14 protein-coding genes are annotated in these 17,678 nt (G+C 65.6%); 9 read left to right on the top strand and 5 right to left on the bottom strand.

The features are described 5' to 3' along the window. The first annotated feature begins 14 nt into the window (after nt 1-14). The 3 genes from lpdA (at nt 15) to CLU87_RS09840 (ending at nt 5,150) form a co-directional block, all read left to right on the top strand. Entirely contained in the window at nt 15-1,865 is a 1,851-nt protein-coding gene (gene lpdA / locus CLU87_RS09850; RefSeq protein WP_099730338.1) for a dihydrolipoyl dehydrogenase, read from the top strand. 184 nt (nt 1,866-2,049) lie between these two features. Beyond that, a complete protein-coding gene (locus CLU87_RS09845; RefSeq protein WP_099730336.1) occupies nt 2,050-3,468 on the top strand; it encodes a hypothetical protein in 1,419 nt (472 codons plus the stop codon). 260 nt (nt 3,469-3,728) lie between these two features. After that, nucleotides 3,729-5,150: an aspartate kinase gene (locus CLU87_RS09840; RefSeq protein WP_099730334.1), complete on the top strand. Its 1,422-nt coding sequence runs from the start codon at nt 3,729-3,731 to the stop codon at nt 5,148-5,150. Nucleotides 5,151-5,264: 114 nt separating this feature from the next. Here the strand turns inward: CLU87_RS09840 and CLU87_RS09835 are convergent, their stop codons facing one another. Beyond that, nucleotides 5,265-6,230: a DMT family transporter gene (locus tag CLU87_RS09835; protein ID WP_233193755.1), complete on the bottom strand. Its 966-nt coding sequence runs from the start codon at nt 6,228-6,230 to the stop codon at nt 5,265-5,267. Between the two features lie 181 nt (nt 6,231-6,411). Between CLU87_RS09835 and CLU87_RS09830 the strand changes: the two genes are divergently transcribed. After that, nucleotides 6,412-7,317: a LysR family transcriptional regulator gene (locus CLU87_RS09830; protein WP_099730333.1), complete on the top strand. Its 906-nt coding sequence runs from the start codon at nt 6,412-6,414 to the stop codon at nt 7,315-7,317. An 8-nt stretch (nt 7,318-7,325) separates the two neighbouring features. On the opposite strand, the gene CLU87_RS09825 is transcribed toward CLU87_RS09830, so the two are convergent. Beyond that, nucleotides 7,326-8,087, bottom strand: a complete 762-nt coding sequence (locus CLU87_RS09825; RefSeq protein ID WP_099730331.1) for a DeoR/GlpR family DNA-binding transcription regulator — start codon at nt 8,085-8,087, stop codon at nt 7,326-7,328. A 204-nt stretch (nt 8,088-8,291) separates the two neighbouring features. On the opposite strand from CLU87_RS09825, the gene CLU87_RS09820 reads away from it, so the two are divergent. After that, nucleotides 8,292-8,888, top strand: a complete 597-nt coding sequence (locus CLU87_RS09820) for an NUDIX domain-containing protein (protein WP_369804340.1) — start codon at nt 8,292-8,294, stop codon at nt 8,886-8,888. A 24-nt stretch (nt 8,889-8,912) separates the two neighbouring features. On the opposite strand, the gene CLU87_RS09815 is transcribed toward CLU87_RS09820, so the two are convergent. After that, nucleotides 8,913-11,285 carry a penicillin acylase family protein gene (locus CLU87_RS09815; RefSeq protein ID WP_099730330.1) on the bottom strand — a complete coding sequence of 791 codons (2,373 nt, stop codon included), beginning with the start codon at nt 11,283-11,285 and terminating at the stop codon, nt 8,913-8,915. A 138-nt stretch (nt 11,286-11,423) separates the two neighbouring features. On the opposite strand from CLU87_RS09815, the gene CLU87_RS23505 reads away from it, so the two are divergent. The 3 genes from CLU87_RS23505 to CLU87_RS09805 all read left to right on the top strand — a co-directional run bounded on the left by CLU87_RS23505 (nt 11,424) and on the right by CLU87_RS09805 (nt 13,645). Then, a complete protein-coding gene (locus CLU87_RS23505) occupies nt 11,424-11,687 on the top strand; it encodes a hypothetical protein (protein ID WP_233193754.1) in 264 nt (87 codons plus the stop codon). 21 nt (nt 11,688-11,708) lie between these two features. After that, a complete protein-coding gene (locus CLU87_RS09810; RefSeq protein ID WP_233193753.1) occupies nt 11,709-12,521 on the top strand; it encodes a GlxA family transcriptional regulator in 813 nt (270 codons plus the stop codon). Nucleotides 12,522-12,679: 158 nt separating this feature from the next. Beyond that, nucleotides 12,680-13,645, top strand: coding sequence for a class I SAM-dependent methyltransferase (locus tag CLU87_RS09805; RefSeq protein WP_099730329.1), 966 nt, complete (start codon nt 12,680-12,682; stop codon nt 13,643-13,645). A 9-nt stretch (nt 13,646-13,654) separates the two neighbouring features. Here the strand turns inward: CLU87_RS09805 and CLU87_RS09800 are convergent, their stop codons facing one another. Then, nucleotides 13,655-14,158 carry a flavodoxin family protein gene (locus CLU87_RS09800; RefSeq protein ID WP_099730328.1) on the bottom strand — a complete coding sequence of 168 codons (504 nt, stop codon included), beginning with the start codon at nt 14,156-14,158 and terminating at the stop codon, nt 13,655-13,657. 152 nt (nt 14,159-14,310) lie between these two features. Here CLU87_RS09800 and CLU87_RS09795 point away from each other — a divergent pair, with 152 nt between their 5' ends. Next, on the top strand, nt 14,311-17,115 hold the full coding sequence (locus CLU87_RS09795) for a PAS domain S-box protein (RefSeq protein WP_099730326.1): 2,805 nt from the start codon (nt 14,311-14,313) through the stop codon (nt 17,113-17,115). A 40-nt stretch (nt 17,116-17,155) separates the two neighbouring features. Here CLU87_RS09795 and CLU87_RS09790 read toward each other — a convergent pair whose 3' ends face one another. Next, nucleotides 17,156-17,677 carry an EVE domain-containing protein gene (locus CLU87_RS09790; RefSeq protein ID WP_099730325.1) on the bottom strand — a complete coding sequence of 174 codons (522 nt, stop codon included), beginning with the start codon at nt 17,675-17,677 and terminating at the stop codon, nt 17,156-17,158. Nucleotide 17,678: the final 1 nt, after the last annotated feature.

Genomic DNA, 17,678 nt, shown 5'->3' with positions numbered 1-17,678 from the left:
GGGCGAGACACACCATGGCAATCATCGACATCAAGGTGCCCGACATCGGCGACTTCGCCGAAGTGGCCATCATCGAAGTGCTGGTCAAACCCGGCGACACCATCAAGGCCGAGCAAAGCCTGATCACCGTGGAGTCCGACAAGGCCTCCATGGAGATCCCGTCCAGTCACGCTGGTGTGGTCAAGGAACTCAAGGTCAAGCTCGGCGACAAGATCGCCGAAGGCTCGGTGGTGCTGACGCTGGAAGTGCAGGGTGCAGGCGCAGCCGCTCCAGCGCCTGCCGCATCCCCAGCGCCTGCAGTTTCAGAGCAGAAACCGGCTGTAGCGCAGGTAAATAATGTGCCGGCAGCTATCAATCCAGTATTATCCAGCTTTGCTGGCTCCGCTGATCTGGACTGCGACGTGCTCGTGCTCGGCGGCGGCCCCGGCGGCTACAGTGCCGCTTTCCGCGCGGCCGACCTGGGCCTCAAGGTCGTCATCGTCGAACGCTACGCCACCCTGGGTGGCGTGTGCCTGAACGTGGGCTGCATCCCCTCCAAGGCGCTGTTGCACGTTGCGGCCGTCATGGACGAAGTCAGCCACATGGCCGACCTGGGCGTGGACTTTGGCGCGCCCACCGTCAACATCGACAAGCTGCGCGGCCACAAAGAGAAAGTCATCGGCAAGCTCACTGGCGGCCTGGCCGCCATGGCCAAGATGCGCAAGGTGACCACCGTGCGTGGCTACGGTGCCTTTGTCGGTGCCAACCACCTCGAAGTGGAAGAAACCACCGGCACCGCGCAAGAGAAGACGGGTAGCAAGAAGGTCATCGCCTTCAAGAAGGCCATCATCGCCGCTGGTAGCCAGGCAGTGCGCCTGCCGTTCATGCCCGACGATCCACGCGTGGTCGACTCCACCGGCGCCCTGGCGCTGAAGGAAGTGCCTAAGCGCATGCTCATTCTGGGCGGCGGCATCATCGGCCTCGAAATGGGCACCGTGTACAGCACGCTGGGCGCGCGCCTCGATGTGGTCGAAATGATGGACGGCCTGATGCAGGGCGCCGACCGCGATCTCGTCAAGATCTGGCAGAAGATGAATGCCAAGCGCTTCGACAACATCATGTTGAAGACGAAAACCGTGGGTGCCGAAGCCACGCCCGAAGGCATCAAGGTCACGTTCGCCCCGGCAGAAGAGGGCGGCACCGCCCCCGAGCCGCAGGTCTACGACCTGGTGCTGCAGGCCGTGGGCCGCACCCCCAACGGCAAGAAGATCGCTGCCGAAAAGGCCGGCGTGGCCGTGACGGACCGTGGCTTCATCAACGTCGATATCCAGATGCGCACCAACGTGCCGCACATCTTCGCCATCGGCGACATCGTGGGCCAGCCCATGCTGGCGCACAAGGCGGTGCATGAAGCGCACGTGGCGGCTGAAGTCATCGCCGGTGAACTGCAAGGCAACAAGGAGCTGGCCGCTGCCGCCTTCAACGCCCGCGTGATCCCGAGCGTTGCCTACACCGACCCCGAAGTGGCCTGGGTGGGCCTGACCGAAGACCAGGCCAAGGCGCAGGGCATCAAGGTCAAGAAGGGCCTGTTCCCCTGGACGGCCTCCGGCCGGGCCATCGCCAACGGCCGCGACGAGGGCGTGACCAAGCTGCTGTTCGACGACTCGCCCGAAGCCCATGGCCACGGCAAGATTCTGGGCGGCGGCATGGTCGGCACGCATGCGGGTGACATGATCGGCGAGATCGCTCTGGCTATCGAGATGGGAGCCGACGCGGTGGACATCGGCAAGACCATCCACCCGCACCCCACGCTGGGCGAAAGCATCGGCATGGCGGCGGAGATTGCCCACGGCTCGTGCACGGATGTGCCGCCGCAGAAGAAGTAGGAAAGTACTTCCCGATTTCTCCAAGCTCAAGCCCGAACTGGCAACAGTTCGGGCTTTTTCGCATGTGGGCGGATTGGCAAGAAGCAGGGCGAGGGAGTGCAATACTCGCAGCGGCCGGAAATGACGCTGAAACGGCCATATACCGCCATGGTCCCGTGCCCCAAATGCCAAGCTGCTCAGTCACATGTCTTTGATCCTCCGGTTTTTTCAGAATGCCCTGCTAAGTAGAAATCGAGTGGCTCTGCTGGCGTTATCGCCGTTGCTGTTGTTCGCCCTGATTGCACCGGCCTACTGGGCGTTTTACGTCTTTCAACTGTCGATCGGTGCCGTAGCGCTGTTTTTCCCTTTCGGTCTGCTGATTGCGCCCTCTGGCATTGGGATTGGTATTGGTCTCATCGTTGGAGCCCCGGCAAGTTTGGTAGCCATGGGCTTCATGTTGTACCGACATTCCAGTTCGCGGGTATGGGGCTGGGCTTTCCCCGCCATTCCGTTAGCAGCGTCGTGCATCGTTTTTTGGGCGTTCGCACAAGGCAAGCTGGCCGAACAAGTGGCTGCTGGGCTTGATATGGACTGGGCAGCGTTGGTAATGCTGGCGCAGGGAGCCTATGTACTGGCGGTTGTACTGCTAGTGCCGCTCATTCTGCTGCCGCAGAAGATGGCGTCTCGCGAAGGAACGTGGAAGCGCCTGGTCGGCGTCGCACTGTTCTGGGCGATGTCCCTTTTGGCCATTGGCCATGCGCAGTCCTGGACGCGAGGCCAGCTGGCAAGCTCGCGCGACGGCTTGGCGGATGCCCTTGCCACTGACAGCCAAAACCCGTTGGTGCGTGCCACTTGCTCGGGAAATCTGAGCAAAGCGAATGATCTGCTCGAGCACAGCGGCAACACCTTGAGTGAGGGCGCCCTGGATGCACTGGTGCGTGAGTGCCTCAGAAGCAATACCTCGCGTTTTTATGCTGAGCGCATACCGCTGGTTCTTCAGGCCACACTGGCCTTTGAAGCGCGGCAGCCATCTGCAGCACCCACAGGATGCAGCAAGCGTCAGCAGGCCTTGCTTCGTACGATTTACCAAAATGACTTTCCGGACATCGCCCTGCGCGCATTTCTTGACCGAGGCCTGCCGATCCAGTGTGCGGTGACATCTGGCAGTGATGAAATTCCCGTCTGGTGGTCTGTGGCCTACCCTCAGCATGGTTTCGATCTGGATACAGAGCGGATTGAGCGCCTGGAGAGGCTGGAGATTGACCTGTTGCAGCAAAACGGCCAGGGCCTGGACTTTGTTGGTGCCAATCCGAATTACTTCATGTCAGGAGCATCAGATGCCACTTTGCTGCGGCTCGTCGAGCTTGGCCTGCGCGACGAGGCAGGCAGCCGTACGCCCCACGGCCTGGTGATCGAGGTGATGCGGCGCCGGTTCGGCTTGGGCACGGCTGATTCCAATTCTGGGGACTTTGCGCGCCTTTACGAACGGGTGGGAGACCCGACCAGGGAACAGCTGCTCCATGTTCAAGCAAAAGCTCCGTGGATGTTGCCATCGACTACCCAGGACTTGAGCGGAAATGAAGCGCGTTTGAGGCAATACCTTGCGCAACGTCTGGCGCAATAGCTGTTTGGCGAACGCGCAGGATGCGACGCCGTTGTCAACAACCCGCGAGACTCCTGCGGCTGCAGACTTGTGACTCCGCTTGTGGCCCTGTGCCAGTGTCTCGGCCGAACACGCGCCAGTTCTAACGCATACGGATGCCCCTGGCACCGCCCGGAAGGGCCCCGCCAAAAGTCGTGGAAAATAAAGGGTTTCCTGCCGCTGAGCCCCTTGGCAGAACACCCGTCCGGCTTTTCAACTTTTTTGCTCCCCTGAGCCTGTCCATGCAAGACGTTCAAAACTCCAAGATCTCGGTCGAAAAAATCGGCGGCACTTCGATGACCGCCTTTGGCGATGTGCTGCGCCACATCGTGCTGCACGACCCCAAGCGCATTAACGGCCGGATCTACGTGGTGTCCGCCTATTCGGGTGTGACGAACCAGCTGCTGGAGCACAAGAAGACGGGCGAGCGCGGCATCTATGCCCTGTTTGCCGAAGGCAAGGGTTACCAAGATGCGTTGACCCAACTGGCGGTCAGCCTCAAAAAGCTGAACGCCGGCTACGCTGACCTGGGATTGCCGCTGGATGTGGCCGATGCCTTCATCGACCAGCGCATTGGCCAGGCGCGCGAATATCTGAACGCCATGCAGCACGTGCTGGCCAGCGGCTATCTCAGCCGCAAGGATGTGTTGCTCGCGGCGCGCGAAGTGCTGGCCTCGATTGGCGAGTCGCACAGCGCGTTCAACTCGGTCGAAATCCTCAAGGTCAACGGCGTCAACGCCATGCTGATGGATCTGGCCGGTTTTGACGACAACGAAGCCTGGACCATTGACGAGCGCATTGCCAACAGCTTCAAGGGCCTGGACCTGAGCGACAAGGTGGTGGTGGCCACCGGCTACACCAAGGGCACCGAAGGCATCATGCGCGAGTTTGACCGGGGCTACTCCGAAGTCACTTTCAGCAAGATCGCCGTGGAAGTGCGCCCGGCAGAGGCCGTGATCCACAAGGAATTCCACCTGTCTTCTGCCGACCCCAACCTCGTGGGCCTGGAAAACGCCATCGTGGTGGGCGCCACCAACTACGACGTGGCCGACCAGCTGGCCGACGTGGGCATGGAAGCCATCCACCCCAAGGCCGCCAAGCCCATGGAACTGGCGGGCATCCCCATCCGCCTGAAGAACACCTTTGAGCCCGACCACCCCGGCACGCTGATCACCAAGGACTTCGTGGGTGAGCGCGCGCGTGTGGAGATCGTCACGGGCACCGACAAGGTCACGCTGATCGAGATCCACGACCCCAGCATGGTGGGCACGGTGGGCTTTGATGCGGGCCTAATGAACGTGTTCTGCAAGCACGATGTGAGCTACATCCTCAAGGCCACCAACGCCAACTCCATCGCCCATCTGGTGTGGGACAACCAGGTCACACCCGAGCTGGTGGCCGAGCTGCAGAAGGACTACCAGGTCGTCACGATCAAGCCCAGCGCGATCGTGTGCACCATTGGCTCCAACATCGGCATCCCTGGCGTGCTGGCCAAGGCCGCGCAGGCGCTGGCCGATGCGCGCGTCAACGTGAACTGTGTGTCCCAGACACTGCGCCAGGTGAACATGCAGTTCGTGATCGAACGCGAGGACTACAAGACTGCGATCAAGGCGCTGAACATGGCGCTGTGCGTGAACTCGGGTGCGCCCATTCCGCGTGCTTGAACAGGTTTTCGCCTTCCGCTCAAAGCCCGCTCCGTGCGGGCTTTTTTGCGTCCACGTCTGGCATCGGGCGCTGGAGCGCAGTGGATCGGCAGATCGTGGGAGACGAGTGCTGTGCTACTTTTTGTAGAGCAGAAAAGTCCTGTCCATCCAGCGCATGAAGCCCGGCTGTATGCTGAATTTGCTGACTAGCATTACACCCGCGAGCACCAGCGCCGCACCACCCATCTGCCACCAGGTCAACGGTTCATCCAGCAGCCAGACGCCAAAAAAGATCGTGATGATGGGCCCCAGCGTGCCAATCAGCGCGGTCTTGGATGCGCCAATGCGGCGGATCGCGGCCGAGGTCATGAACACGGGCAACACGGTGGAGAACACGGCCATGCCGAGCGCATGCAGGTAGACCGGCGCGGGCTGCACCAGCGCACCCGCAGGTTGCGACACCACAAAATGCAGCAGCGTGGCGCCGGTGGAGACCAGCATCGCGAGTGCCGTAAAGCGTGCCGCGCCCATGCGGCGTATGGCGGGCTCGCTGCCTGCCTGGTAGAACGCATAGGACACCGCCGAGCCAAACACAAAGCCCGCGCCGATGAGCACGGCGCGCGTGTCGCCCGCAATGTGCAGGTCGTGCGCGAAGGCCAAGCCGATGCCCGCGTAGGACAGCAGCAGCGCCCCCATCTCACGCCGGGATGCCCGCTTGCCCATGAACAACACGCCGATCAGGATCGTGAGTGTGGGGTAGGTGAACAGGATCAGCCGCTCCAGGCTGGCGGTGATGTATTGCAGGCCGATGAAGTCGAGGATGCTCGCGCCGTAGTAGCCCAGCAGGCCCAGCGCAATCACGAGCAGCCAGTCGCGCCGGGTGAGCGGGGCCAGGTCGCGGCTGGCGCGCCAGCCGACCCAGGCAAACACCGGCACGGAAAACGCCATGCGCAGGCACAGCAGGGTGACGGAGTCCACGGGCGTAGCCTGGGGCACCGCGTAGGCCAGTTTCACGAAGATGGCTTTGAACGAGAAGCCCAGCGCTGCCAGGATGGCAAGGAGGAGGCCAAGGCGTTCGGCGGACCAGTGTTTCCAGGGCATGGGGGTATGGTGGGTGGGGTGGGGTAGAAACTGCCAGACCATGCGAAGACAACGAACGCAGTGCACATGGGGCAGTGACAATATGAACTGATGCAGCGATAGTGCCTTGTACGCACGGCAGGCACAATTGGCATTGCCGCAACCATGCGTTCGTCAAAAACGAACGCGAGAGGGGCCTCCATTGACCTATGACTTGATCGATCTGCGCCTTTTTGTCGCCATTGCCGAAGAGCGCAACCTCACGCGCGGCGCTGCACGCGCCTATCTTGCGCCGTCGTCGGCCAGCCACCGGCTGCGGCGGCTGGAGGAGGCGCTGAACACCTCGCTGTTCGAGCGCCAGACCCGGGGCGTGGCGCTGACCCGGGCGGGCGAGGCCCTGCTGCGCAATGCGCGCCAGGTGCTGGCCAGCGTCGAGCAGATGCATGCCAACCTCTCGCCCTTTGCCAGCGGCATCCGGGGCCATGTGAGCCTGTGGGCCAATACCCATGCCACGCACACCTTTCTGCCCGACGACCTGGCGGGTTTCCTGAGGCAGCACCCGCAGGTCAGCGTGAGCCTGGAGGAGCGCACCAGCGCAGAGATCGTGGTCGCAGTGGCCAGCGGCGAGATCGAGGTGGGTGTGCTGGCCGACAGTGGCACGGGCGCGGGTGTGGAGTTGTCACCCTACCGGCAGGACCGCCTGGTGCTCATCGTGCCCGCAGGCCATGCGTTGGCAGGGCGTGGCCGCGTGGGTTTTGCCGAGGTGCTGGACCAGGCCTTTGTGATGCTGCACGCGGGCTCGGCCATCCACACCTTCACGACCAACGCCGCTGCCGCGCTGGGGCGGCATCTGGACGTGCGCATTCAGGTGCGCAGCTTTGAAGCCGTGTGCCGCATGGTGGGGGCGGGCGTGGGCATTGGCCTGGTGCCCCGGGGAGCGGCCCTGCAGGTGGCGGGCCTGAGCGAGCCGCCGGTGCTGGTCGAGCTGGGCGAGCCCTGGGCGCAGCGCGACCTGCAGATCTGCGTGCGCAAGGGGGCGGTGCTGACGGGCTTTGCTGCGGCGCTGGTCGCGCACCTGCGCCAGGGCGCTGGCGCCGTTACTGTCTGATGGCCTGATCAGGCTGCTGCGATCTCCACCTTGGCGCCACCGGCCTGCAGCTTTTTGCGCAGTGCCTGCGGTGTGGCGGCAGGCACCACCAGCGCGGCCAGTTCGTGCAAGGGGGCCACGCTGAACGGCGATGCCGTGTCCAGCTTGTCAAGCGAAGCCAGCACCACCGTTTCTGCCGCCCGCTGGTGCAGGGCACGTTTGACAGCGGCTTCTTCAAAATCTCCCGTGGTCAGACCGGCCTCGGCATGCACGCCGGTCACGCCCATCAGGTACAGGTCGGCCCGCAACTGGGCTGCGGCCTCGACCACGCTGGCCCCCACATTCACCATGGAGTGGCGGAACAAGCGCCCTCCCAGCACCAGCACCTCCACCTGCGTGTGCCCAGCCAGCGCCACCGCTACGGTGGGGCTGTGCGTGACCACAGTGGCGCGCAAGTCCAGCGGCAGGTGCTGCACCACCTGCAACGATGTGGTACCCCCATCCAGGATCACCACCTGGCCGGGCAACACCAGCGCGGCCCCGGCGCGGCCCAGGGCGCGTTTGTCTTCGGGGGCCAGTTGCTCACGCACCCGCAAGCTGCCCACTGCGGCCGAAGCGGGCAGGGCGCCGCCGTGCACGCGCTGCAAGCGGCCCTCCGCAGCCAGTTCGCGCAGGTCGCGCCGCACGGTGTCTTCCGAGATGCCCAGCTCCTCGCTGAAGGCCTTGGCCACGATCTGGCCGTCCCGCCGCAGGCGGTCGAGCAGAAGCTGTTTGCGTTGGGTGGTCAGCATGAAGGGTTAGACGAATTGATTGCACGAATTTGCATGTTTGTGCATGTTTGTGCATGATATTGCGTAAATCAATCTTGTCAAAACCATGCATTCATCACCTGACCACACTGCATTCGCGCTGGCGCTTGCCGTGCGTCGCTACCCAAGCCCGCCGGCGGGGGGCATTGCGTGAGCCGCCCTGTGCCTGAAGTCCCCATCGCTGAGCTGAACGCCCGCACCGAGCATGTGAAACTGCTGGATGTGCAGGTGCTCTCCGACAACTGGTACGTGCTGCGCAGGGTCACCTGCTCGCTGCGCCGGCGCGACGGCCAATGGCAGACGATGAGCCGCGAGGCCTACGATCGGGGCAATGGCGCCGCACTGCTGTTGTTCGACCCGCGTCGCAGCACCGTAGTGCTGACGCGCCAGTTCCGGCTGCCCGCCTTTCTCAACGGTTGCGCTGACGGCCTGCTGATCGAGACCTGCGCGGGACTGCTCGATGGCGACGACCCCGAAACCTGCATCCGCCGCGAGGCCGAGGAAGAAACCGGCTACCGCGTGCGCCAGCCGCGCAAGGTGTTCGAGGCCTACATGAGCCCTGGCTCGGTGACGGAAAAGCTGCACTTTTTCGTGGCCGAGTACGAACCCGGCGACCGCATCCGCAGCGGCGGCGGCCTGGAGGGAGAGGGCGAGGACATCGAGGTGATCGAGATGCCGCTGGCCGACGCCCTGGCCGGCATTGCCAACGGCACGATCCAGGACGGCAAGACCATCATGCTGCTGCAGCATGTGGCCTTGCACCTGCGATGCACCGCCCTGTAAAAAAGGCGCAGTGCCCGCAGGCGCTCAAGGCCGCACCAGCCGCAGCGGCTCGCCCACGCGCGCCTTCACCACGTCGTCGCGGTGGAAGGGCAGGGTGTGCCAGCGCTTGGCCGAGAACTCGCGCATCTGGTCGTTGGCGTGGGGCGACGCGGGGTTGGTGGACTGGCCATAGGTCAGGATGGCCTGGGCCACTGGGCCCTTGGCGTCGAAGGCCACGGTCTGCACATAGCTGGTGCCGTAGTCGATGCGCAAGCCTGCCTTGTTGATGGGCGCGGGCTCCTGGCGGCCCAGGTTGTTGAGCACGCCTTCAAACTCCTCGCCGCCGTGTAGCGCAATCGCTTCTTCGGTGATGGCGGGGCGCTGCACGCTGCCCAGCGTGGCGTCGAGCGTGTAGCCGCTGGTGCGGATGGCCTTGACGGCGCCGTCCAGCGCCTCCCACACCTTGGCGGCGGTGGCGGCGTCATCCATCTTCAGGCCTGCCGGGGTGGCCACGGGTTGCGCAGGGTCGAAGGGCACGCGGTGCACGCCGGGGATGTTGCGCGCCGTGCGCCAGAACTCGCGGAACACATGGGCACCGCGTGCCTCGACGTTGTTGCGGCGGTCCCAGCCTTTGAGGGCCGCGCAGCCGTCACGGGATTCGGCCGTGGGGGCCTTGTCACACGCGGCCAGCAGGTCGGGTACCACCACCTGGGTCATGAAGTTGCGGTTCTCAAACAACTGGCCCTGAATGGCCTGCAGCGTGACCTTGCCCCGGCCGAGCATTTCAGGAATCTCGGCCAGACCGGCGCGGGTGCGTGGCCGGGTCAGGCTGGCATCGCCCACCAGGGGCGAGATGCCCTCAAACTTCTGGCCGGGGTGGGTGTAGACAAAGCTGTCGTTGCTGTTGTGCACCCAGTCCGTGCGGAAGGCCACGGGCATGCGGCCGATGGGGATGAGCCCCGGCACGGGCGATGCGCTGTCGCGGCGCCAGTCGCAGTCAGCGCGTGATCCGTTCAGCACCACCAGGCCGGCAGCGGCGCGCAGCGCGGCGGCGGGCTGGCTGGGTGCGCAGCGGGCGAGCTGGGCGGCATCCACATCGGGCACCACGCTCACGTCGGCATACATGGCCTGGCCGCTGCGGTCGGCGGCCAGCGTGTTCACCCAGGGCAGGCCCAGGTTGGCGTGCGCCTTGTGCAGGTCCTGCACCGAGCGGGCGCGGGCAAAAGCCAGGGCTGCGTCCATCATGCGGGTGTTGCCAGTGTTGGCGTCGCGCAGGGCGTAGGCGGTCTTGGCGTTCCAGGTCAGGCCCGCGCGGGGCACCACCACCAGCGGGCCCCAGCGGGTGGACCACACCGTGTGCTCTTGCGTCTGCAGCTTGCCGTCCGGGCCGGGGATCTGGGCGCTGACCTTGCGGGCGGTCATCTTCTCGGGCTTGCCGTCCACCAGGTAGGTGGTGGGGTCGCCCTCGGCCAGCGTCACTTCGTAGAAGGTGAAACGCTTGCCGGTGGACACCGTGTGCGACCAGGCCACGTCCTTGTTGAAGCCGATGGAGACCATGGGGTAGGTGCCAATGCCCACGCCCATCACGTCCATCTGGCCGGGTATGGTCAGGTGCATTTCATAGAAACGGTTGGGGCCGCTCCACGGGAAGTGCGGGTTGCCCAGCAGCATGCCGCTGCCGCTGGCCGTCACATCCTTGCCAAAGGCCCAGGCGTTGGAGCCCAGGGGCGAGTCGAGCAGGCCCACGTCGCGCAGCGCCTGCGCGGCATCGGCCAGGTTCACTGCAGAGGCGGGCGCCTGCGCGGCCTTGGCGGCGGGCGGCTGGGCGCCCAGCATGCCATCGGCCAGCGCGGCAATACCAGCCTGCACGGCCACCACCTCGGCCATGCGGCGGTATTGGGCCATGGTCATGGGCTGCACCCAGGGCTTGCCCCGGCAGGCATCGGGCAGGGTGGCAGCGTTGTCGGCCAGGAAGCGGTTGTAGCCCGCCACATAACCACGCGCCAGGGCCTGCGTTTCGGCACTGGTCTTGGCCCAGGCGCGCTCCAGCATGGCGTCGTCCATGTGGGCGGCCACGAACAGGTCGATCTGCGCGTTGGGGATGTGGCGGCGGCCCAGCAGCCCGATGGTCTGGGCGCCGAAGGTGCTGCTGCGCTGGCCGCGCGCGGTCACGAGCTGGTCGGCCGTCATGCAGACGTTGTCTTGCGCGTAGGCATAGGCCACGCCGTAGGCCAGCGATTCGGGGTCGTTCGCGGTGATGTGCGGAATGCCGTAGGTGGTGCGCTCAATGGTCACGCTGCGATCTGCGCGTGCAGCGCCTGGCTGGCTGGCGCAGCCCGCCAGAAAGAGGGCGGTGCAGGCCGCGGCCAGGGTGGTCAGGGCCATCGAGAGACCGCGATGGGTTGAGGGTTCGTGCATGGGTGGGTGTCTCCGTTTGTGTGGGCCCGCAGCGCAGGGCAATGGCTGCGGGGCGCTGTCGTCGCACGGTCATGCTACTGCCCGGTAACACCGCGAAGCGGTGGCGCTTTGGCCACAAAGGGTGGCAAGATCGCCACCATGCCCTCTGCCAACACTGCACTGCCGTCCTGCCTGAACGTGGGCATCCTCTGGGGGCACGGCAGCATTGCCAGCACCGCCGCCGCTGCGGTGGACGCCCTGCGCGCCATGAACATGCTGGCGGCTATGCGCCCCGGGGGCGCGCAGCCCGTGGTGCGCTGGTTGTGGCTGCAGATGCCGCACGAGCGCGACGCCACCCCACCACCAGTGCCCGGCGCGGAACTGGGCTCGGAGCCGCTGGATGTGGTCGTCATCCCCGGCTAGCTGGTCCCTACCGGGCCGCAGTTGCGTGAGATCAGTCGGCGCTACAGCGAGCACTTTGGCGCCATGCTGCAGGGCCACCTGCAGCGGGGCGGGCTGGTGGCTGCGCTGTTCAACGGGTCCAGCGTGCTGGCGCACTGTGGCTTGCTGGCTGGGCGCAAGGCGGCGCTGCCGTGGGTGTTTGCGCCGTCCATCGTGCTGCAGTCCAGCGAGAGTGGGGCAAGGACGGCCGATGTGCCCGAGATGGCCTGGCAGCGGGAACGAACCTGGCAGCGTGACGGTGCCCTGTGGACCACCGCATCCCTGCAGGACACCCTGGCAGCCATGCTGGACCTGCTGGCCCAGACACCGGCGGCCGAGCTGGCGCAGGCCGCATCGCACGCGCTGCTGTTTGACCCGCAGCGCCAGCTGACCGCCACCACCGCCATGGAGACCCCTACGGGCCACCCGCTGGCTGCGGGCGCGCTGGAGCAGGCACGGCGCTGGCTGCAGGACCACCGCAACGAGCCCTACAGCTTGCAGGCCACGGCCCGCGCAGCGGCCACCAGCCCACGCACCTTGCTGCGCTGGTTTGCCCAGGTGCATGGAGAAACACCGCAGGACTACCTTCACCGGCTGCGCATTGCCCAGGCCCAGGCGCTGCTGCAGACCACCTACCTCACGGTGGACGATGTGGCGCAGCAATGCGGCTACAACGACACGGGCAGTTTTCGCAAGGTGTTCACTCGCGTGGCCGGGGTGACGCCAGGGGCGTACCGCCAGCGCTTCAAGCTGCGCACATCGCGCAAGCAGTGGCTGGGGCGGCAGGGGCTGCTTGGCACCGACGGGCCGGTGTAGCCGGGCCCACGGCAATTCGCTGTCGCTGGTGGGTGTCTGCGCCAGCGCTGGCGGCGATAATGCTGCATTGCTATTGAATCAATAGCTGCCCAGGCATGCTGGACTAGCGCATCATGCCGTTTTGATTCTGAAATTGTTTATTGCCAGCCCTTTTCTCCATGCAAGCCCTGCTCGACGCCATTGCCTCCATGCCCCTGCCCAGCGACGCCCAGCGCGTCTTCCACGGCCGGGGTGGGCTGTTTCCGGGCTGCGAGCAGTGGGTGCTGGATGCGTATCCGCCAGTGTTCGTGCTGACGAGCTTTGCGCCGGCCAGCGACGCTGAACTGGCGACCGTCGGCGAGGCGCTGCAGGCACGCTGGTCCCAGATTGCGCCCGAAGGCCAGCCGCTGAACTGGGTCTTCCAGCACCGGGGCGAGGCCCTGCGCATCGAGGGGCGCAGCGAAACACGCCTGATGGCAGGTGCGGTGCCCGACCCCCATGTGGTCACCGAAGCGGGCGTGCGCTACCGCGCGCATGTGCTGCGCGGCCAGAACCACGGCCTGTTTCTGGACATGGCCGCAGGCCGCCAATGGGTGCGCAACTACGCCGCAGCGCGCAGTGCAGACCGCTATGGTCTCAAGGTGCTGAACCTGTTTGCCTACACCTGCGCGTTTTCGGTGGTGGCACTGCAGGCGGGCGCCAAACAGGTGGTCAACGTGGACATGAGCCACGGCGCCATCGGCATCGGGCAGCAGAACCACCAGCTCAACGGCATCACCACGGGCGCCGCCTTCTTGCCGCACGACATCTTCAGCAGCTGGGGCAAGATCAACCGCAGCGGCCCTTACGGCCTGGTCATCGTGGACCCGCCCAGCTACCAGAAGGGCAGCTTTGTCGCCACCAAGGACTACGCCCGCCTGATGCGCCGGCTGCCCGACCTGCTGGCCCCCGGCGGCCACGCGCTGTTGTGCCTCAATGCGCCCGAGCTGGACTTGGCCTTCTTGCAGGACCAGATGCAGGAGCTGGCGCCCGATCTGCGGTTTGTGGAGCGCGTGGCCAATCCACTCGTGTTTGCCGATGTGGAGCCGGAGCGGGCGCTGAAGGTGCTGGTGTACCAGGCGCCCGAGCTGGTGGCGCCGGCCTGAGAGCCTGTTCTAGAACACCCCCATCCCCAGCCCTGCCGCCATGGCCTCACCCAGCGCCCGGCAGCGCTCCAGGTCGGCCGATGCAATCTGTTTGGGGGCCAGGATGGCTTCGGGCGTTTGCGCGTGGGTGCAGACAATCAGCGGGTCCGCCACGGGCCGCAGACGCCAGCCCGTGGCGATGCGTGCGATCTGGCGGGCGGCATTGGTTCCGTCGCTGCCAGCGCAGACCAGGGTGGCGTAGGGGCGGCCATTGATCTGGTCGAGCGCCGCATAGTAGGTGCGGTCAAAAAAATCCTTGAGCAGGCCGCTGACAGCTGCAAGGTTTTCTGGGGTGGCAAACAGATAGCCGTCCGCCGCCAGCACATCGGCGGCCTGGGCCTGTGGCGCGTGCAGCAAGCGCACCGCCACACCGCTATCGGCCGCTGCTGCGCCTGCGCAGGCCGCGTCCACCATCTGCCGGGTGCCGCCGGTGTGGGAGTGGTAGACGATCAGCAGGGTTTTGGCAGCGGTCATGGGGGCAGCATAGAGGCAGCGGCACTGGCAGCGAAGCAGGGCGCGTCACCGAACGGGTTTCTACCACCCTGCAGCGTTGCCGGGCGGCGACTTGCACAGCGCTTTCGATGCCAGAATCGACGGCTGTCAAACACTGAAATGCCCGCTGCCTCATGACCCTGATGCCTGCTGTGTCTTCATGGCTGCAGACCACACGCTCGCGGCTGACCTTGCTGTTTGGCGGTACGGCCGTCCTGGCGGGGTTGGCGATTGGCTTGGTGGCCGACCAGGTGCTGACGCGGCACCTGACCGAGCTGAGTGGCCAATCACTGGTCAGTGCCAGCCAGCCCATCGCGCTGGCGCTGGCCCAGGGCATGCAAGAGCGTGAGCGCGAGATCGCGTTGCTCAGCTACCTGCCCATGCTGACCCGTGACGACGGCTACGCACCCCAACTGCAGGCGCACCTGGAGCAAATCCGCCAGTCCTACCCGTTTTACTCATGGATTGGCGTGACCGACGCGCAGGGCGTGGTGCAGGTGTCCACCGGCAACCTGCTGCGGGGACAAAACGTGTCGCAGCGCCCCTGGTTCAGCGCGGGCCAGCAAGGACCCTATGTGGGCGATGCCCACGATGCGGTGTTGCTGGATAAACTGCTGCGCGCACCCGGCAGCCCGGTGCCTCTGCGGTTCATGGACTATGCGTCGCCCGTCCGGGGACAGGACTCGGTACTCAAAGGCGTGGTGTCGGCCCATGTGAACTGGGCCTGGGTGCAGGACATCATTCGCCGCGCCACACCGCAGTCCCCGATGACAGGCGGGCTGGAGGTTCTGCTGGTGAACAAGGATGGCGTCATCAACACCGCAGGCGCGGTCGAGCAGGCCCGTGCGGCGCTGCCCATCCTTCCGTCGCAGGGTACGTTCCAGGTCATGTCCTGGGGCGATGACCCCAAGGAGACCTACCTGACTGCCGTGGTGCCGGTACGCGCACAGACGGTCACGGACCTGGGCTGGATGCTGGTCACGCGGCAGCCGCTGGAGATGGCGCTTGCGCCCATCAACCGCTTGCACACGCTGCTCGCGCTGCTGCTGGGGCTGATGGCGGCCCTGCTGGTGGCTCTGGCCTACTGGGCGGCGCGGCGCTTTAGCCAGCCCGTGGAGCGGCTGGCCGAGGCAGCACGCCAAGTGCAGGCCTCGGGCCAGGTGGCGGCGCTTGATTTTGAAATGGACACGGTGGAGTTCCAGCATCTGCGCTCCGCCCTGCAGAACATGACCCAGGGCCTGATAGATGGCAAGGCCGCGCTGGAGCAGGCCAACGCCGAGCTGGAGCATCGCGTGATCGAGCGCACCCAGGCCCTGCAGCAAAGCGAGCAGCGCTACCTGTCGATTCTCGAAGACCAGACCGAGATCATTTGCCGCTTTGATGCCGACAACCGCATGACGTTTGTGAACGATGCGTTCTGCAGGCTCTTTCATCTGCGCCGCGAGGATGTGCTGGGGCGGGTATGGTCGCCCATCGTGTACCCGGATGATTTGCCCTTGGTCACACAGAAGCTCGCCGCCATCCACCCTCGCAATCCGCTGGTGGTGATCGAAAACCGCGTGGTGTCGGGCGATGGTTCCATCCGCTGGTGCCAGTTCAGCAACCGTGCGCTGTTTGACGATTCCGGGCAGCTGGTGGAATGGCAGTCTGTGGGGCGCGACATCACCGAGCGCCGCCAACTGGAGGCCGAGCTGGCACAGGCCTCAGAACAATTCCAGGACCTGTATGACCACGCGCCCTGCGGGTACTACGCGCTGGACGGCCAGGGCAAATATGTGCACCTGAACCTGCTCACCCTGCAGTGGCTCGGCCTGCCGCGCGAGGAGGTCATCGGCAAGCTGGGCCCCGCGGACTTTTTTGATGACGAAGGCAAGGCACTGTTCACCGCGTGTTTTCCGGTGTTCTTGCAGACCGGCAAGATCGGACCGCTGGAGTTCAACCTGTGTGGCCGTGGCGGCGTCCAGCGGCGGGTGAGCGTGTCGTCCACCGCCATCCTCGATGCGCAGGGCGACTATGTGATGAGCCGCTCCATCATGTACGACGTGAGCGAGCTGCACGCCGCGCGCCAGCAGCTGCACACGCTGAACCTGGAGCAGCAGGCGATGCTGGACAACGACCTGATCGGCATCGCCAAGGTCAAGGACCGTGTCATCGTCTGGCGCAACCCCGCGCTGGAGCGCATCTTTGGTTATGCGCCCGGCACGCTACAGGGGCGCACGACGGAAGAGATGTACGTGGACCAGGAGGACTTTCTGGCCTTTGGCCGCGACGCCTACGCGGTGCTGGCCTCGGGTCAGCACTACCGGCAGCAGCGCCGCATGCGCCGGGTGACGGGCGAGATGGTGTGGATCGACGTCAACGGTGTGCTGCTGGAGGGGCAGGGCGAGTCGCTCTGGCTCATGCAGGACATCACCGCCATGAAGCAGTACCAGGAGCAGGTGGAGCACATCGCCTTCCACGATGGGCTCACGCACCTGCCCAACCGGCTGCTGCTGGCCGACCGCATGGCCCAGGCTTTTGCCCTGAGCGACCGCACCCAGACCCAGGCGGCAGTGTGTTATCTCGATCTCAACGGCTTCAAGCCCATCAACGACCGCTACGGGCACGACATGGGCGACGAGGTGCTCAGGGTCACCGCCCGCCGCCTGCTGAAGCAGGTGCGGGGCAACGACACGGCGGCCCGCATCGGTGGGGACGAGTTTGTGCTGGTGCTCACCGCCGTGAAGGACCCGGCCGAGGTGGACCAGGCGCTGCGCCGGGTGATGGCGGCCATCGAGCAGCCCATCGATCTGGGTGAGGGCCGCGTGGTGAGCGTGTCGGCCGCCGTCGGCACCGCCCTTTACCCCCGTGATGGCACCACCACGTTCGAGCTGCTGCGTGCGGCGGACCAGGCCATGTACGCCGACAAGGGGCATGTGTCGGCCGAGCGCAGCTTGTGACCGTTCTTGGGCCGCCGCTCACCAGCTGCACCAACGGCCATCAGTCGCCCTGCATCAGCACTTCGGTGATGTAGCCCCACTCAGACGCCTCTACCGGTGTGATGGACAGGCGGCTGCCTTTTTGCAACACCCGCATCTCCGCCAGCGCCGGGTGGGCGCGCAGCTCGGCCAGGCTGATCAGCCGCGTCTTGCGCAGCGCCTGCACGTCCAGCAGCAGCCAGCGGGGGTTGTCTGCCGGGGATTTGGGGTCGTGGTAGGGCGATGTGGGGTCGAACTGCGTGGGGTCGGGGCGGGTGCCGCTGGCCACGCGGGCGAGGCCGGCGATGCCGGGCTCGGGGCAGCTGGAGTGGTAGAACAGCACGCCGTCGCCCACCTGCATCGCATCGCGCATGAAGTTGCGGGCCTGGTAGTTGCGCACGCCGGTCCAGGGGACGGTGGCTTTGGGCGCGGCCAGAGCGTCGTCGATGGAGCACTCGTCCGGCTCGGACTTCATGAGCCAGAACTGGGCCGGGCGGCCCGCGGCGGCGTGCGAAGGGTGTGAAGGGGCGGGAGCGGTGACCATG

This window comes from Acidovorax sp. 59 (assembly GCF_002754175.1).
Taxonomy (GTDB): Bacteria; Pseudomonadota; Gammaproteobacteria; order Burkholderiales; family Burkholderiaceae_C; genus Acidovorax; species Acidovorax delafieldii.
This window is presented reverse-complemented; position numbering and strand designations above follow the sequence as displayed.

Excerpts from the sequence above, each read along its gene's own strand:
- CLU87_RS09840 (WP_099730334.1), top strand. The coding sequence starts at position 3,729 with ATGCAAGACGTTCAAAACTCCAAGATCTCGGTCGAAAAAATCGGCGGC.
- CLU87_RS09805 (WP_099730329.1), top strand. The coding sequence starts at position 12,680 with ATGCAAGCCCTGCTCGACGCCATTGCCTCCATGCCCCTGCCCAGCGAC.
- CLU87_RS09790 (WP_099730325.1), bottom strand. The coding sequence starts at position 17,677 with ATGGTCACCGCTCCCGCCCCTTCACACCCTTCGCACGCCGCCGCGGGC.
- CLU87_RS09845 (WP_099730336.1), top strand. The coding sequence starts at position 2,050 with ATGTCTTTGATCCTCCGGTTTTTTCAGAATGCCCTGCTAAGTAGAAAT.
- CLU87_RS09795 (WP_099730326.1), top strand. The coding sequence starts at position 14,311 with ATGACCCTGATGCCTGCTGTGTCTTCATGGCTGCAGACCACACGCTCG.
- lpdA (WP_099730338.1), top strand. The coding sequence starts at position 15 with ATGGCAATCATCGACATCAAGGTGCCCGACATCGGCGACTTCGCCGAA.
- CLU87_RS09800 (WP_099730328.1), bottom strand. The coding sequence starts at position 14,158 with ATGACCGCTGCCAAAACCCTGCTGATCGTCTACCACTCCCACACCGGC.
- CLU87_RS09825 (WP_099730331.1), bottom strand. The coding sequence starts at position 8,087 with ATGCTGACCACCCAACGCAAACAGCTTCTGCTCGACCGCCTGCGGCGG.
- CLU87_RS09815 (WP_099730330.1), bottom strand. The coding sequence starts at position 11,285 with ATGCACGAACCCTCAACCCATCGCGGTCTCTCGATGGCCCTGACCACC.
- CLU87_RS23505 (WP_233193754.1), top strand. The coding sequence starts at position 11,424 with ATGCCCTCTGCCAACACTGCACTGCCGTCCTGCCTGAACGTGGGCATC.
- CLU87_RS09835 (WP_233193755.1), bottom strand. The coding sequence starts at position 6,230 with ATGCCCTGGAAACACTGGTCCGCCGAACGCCTTGGCCTCCTCCTTGCC.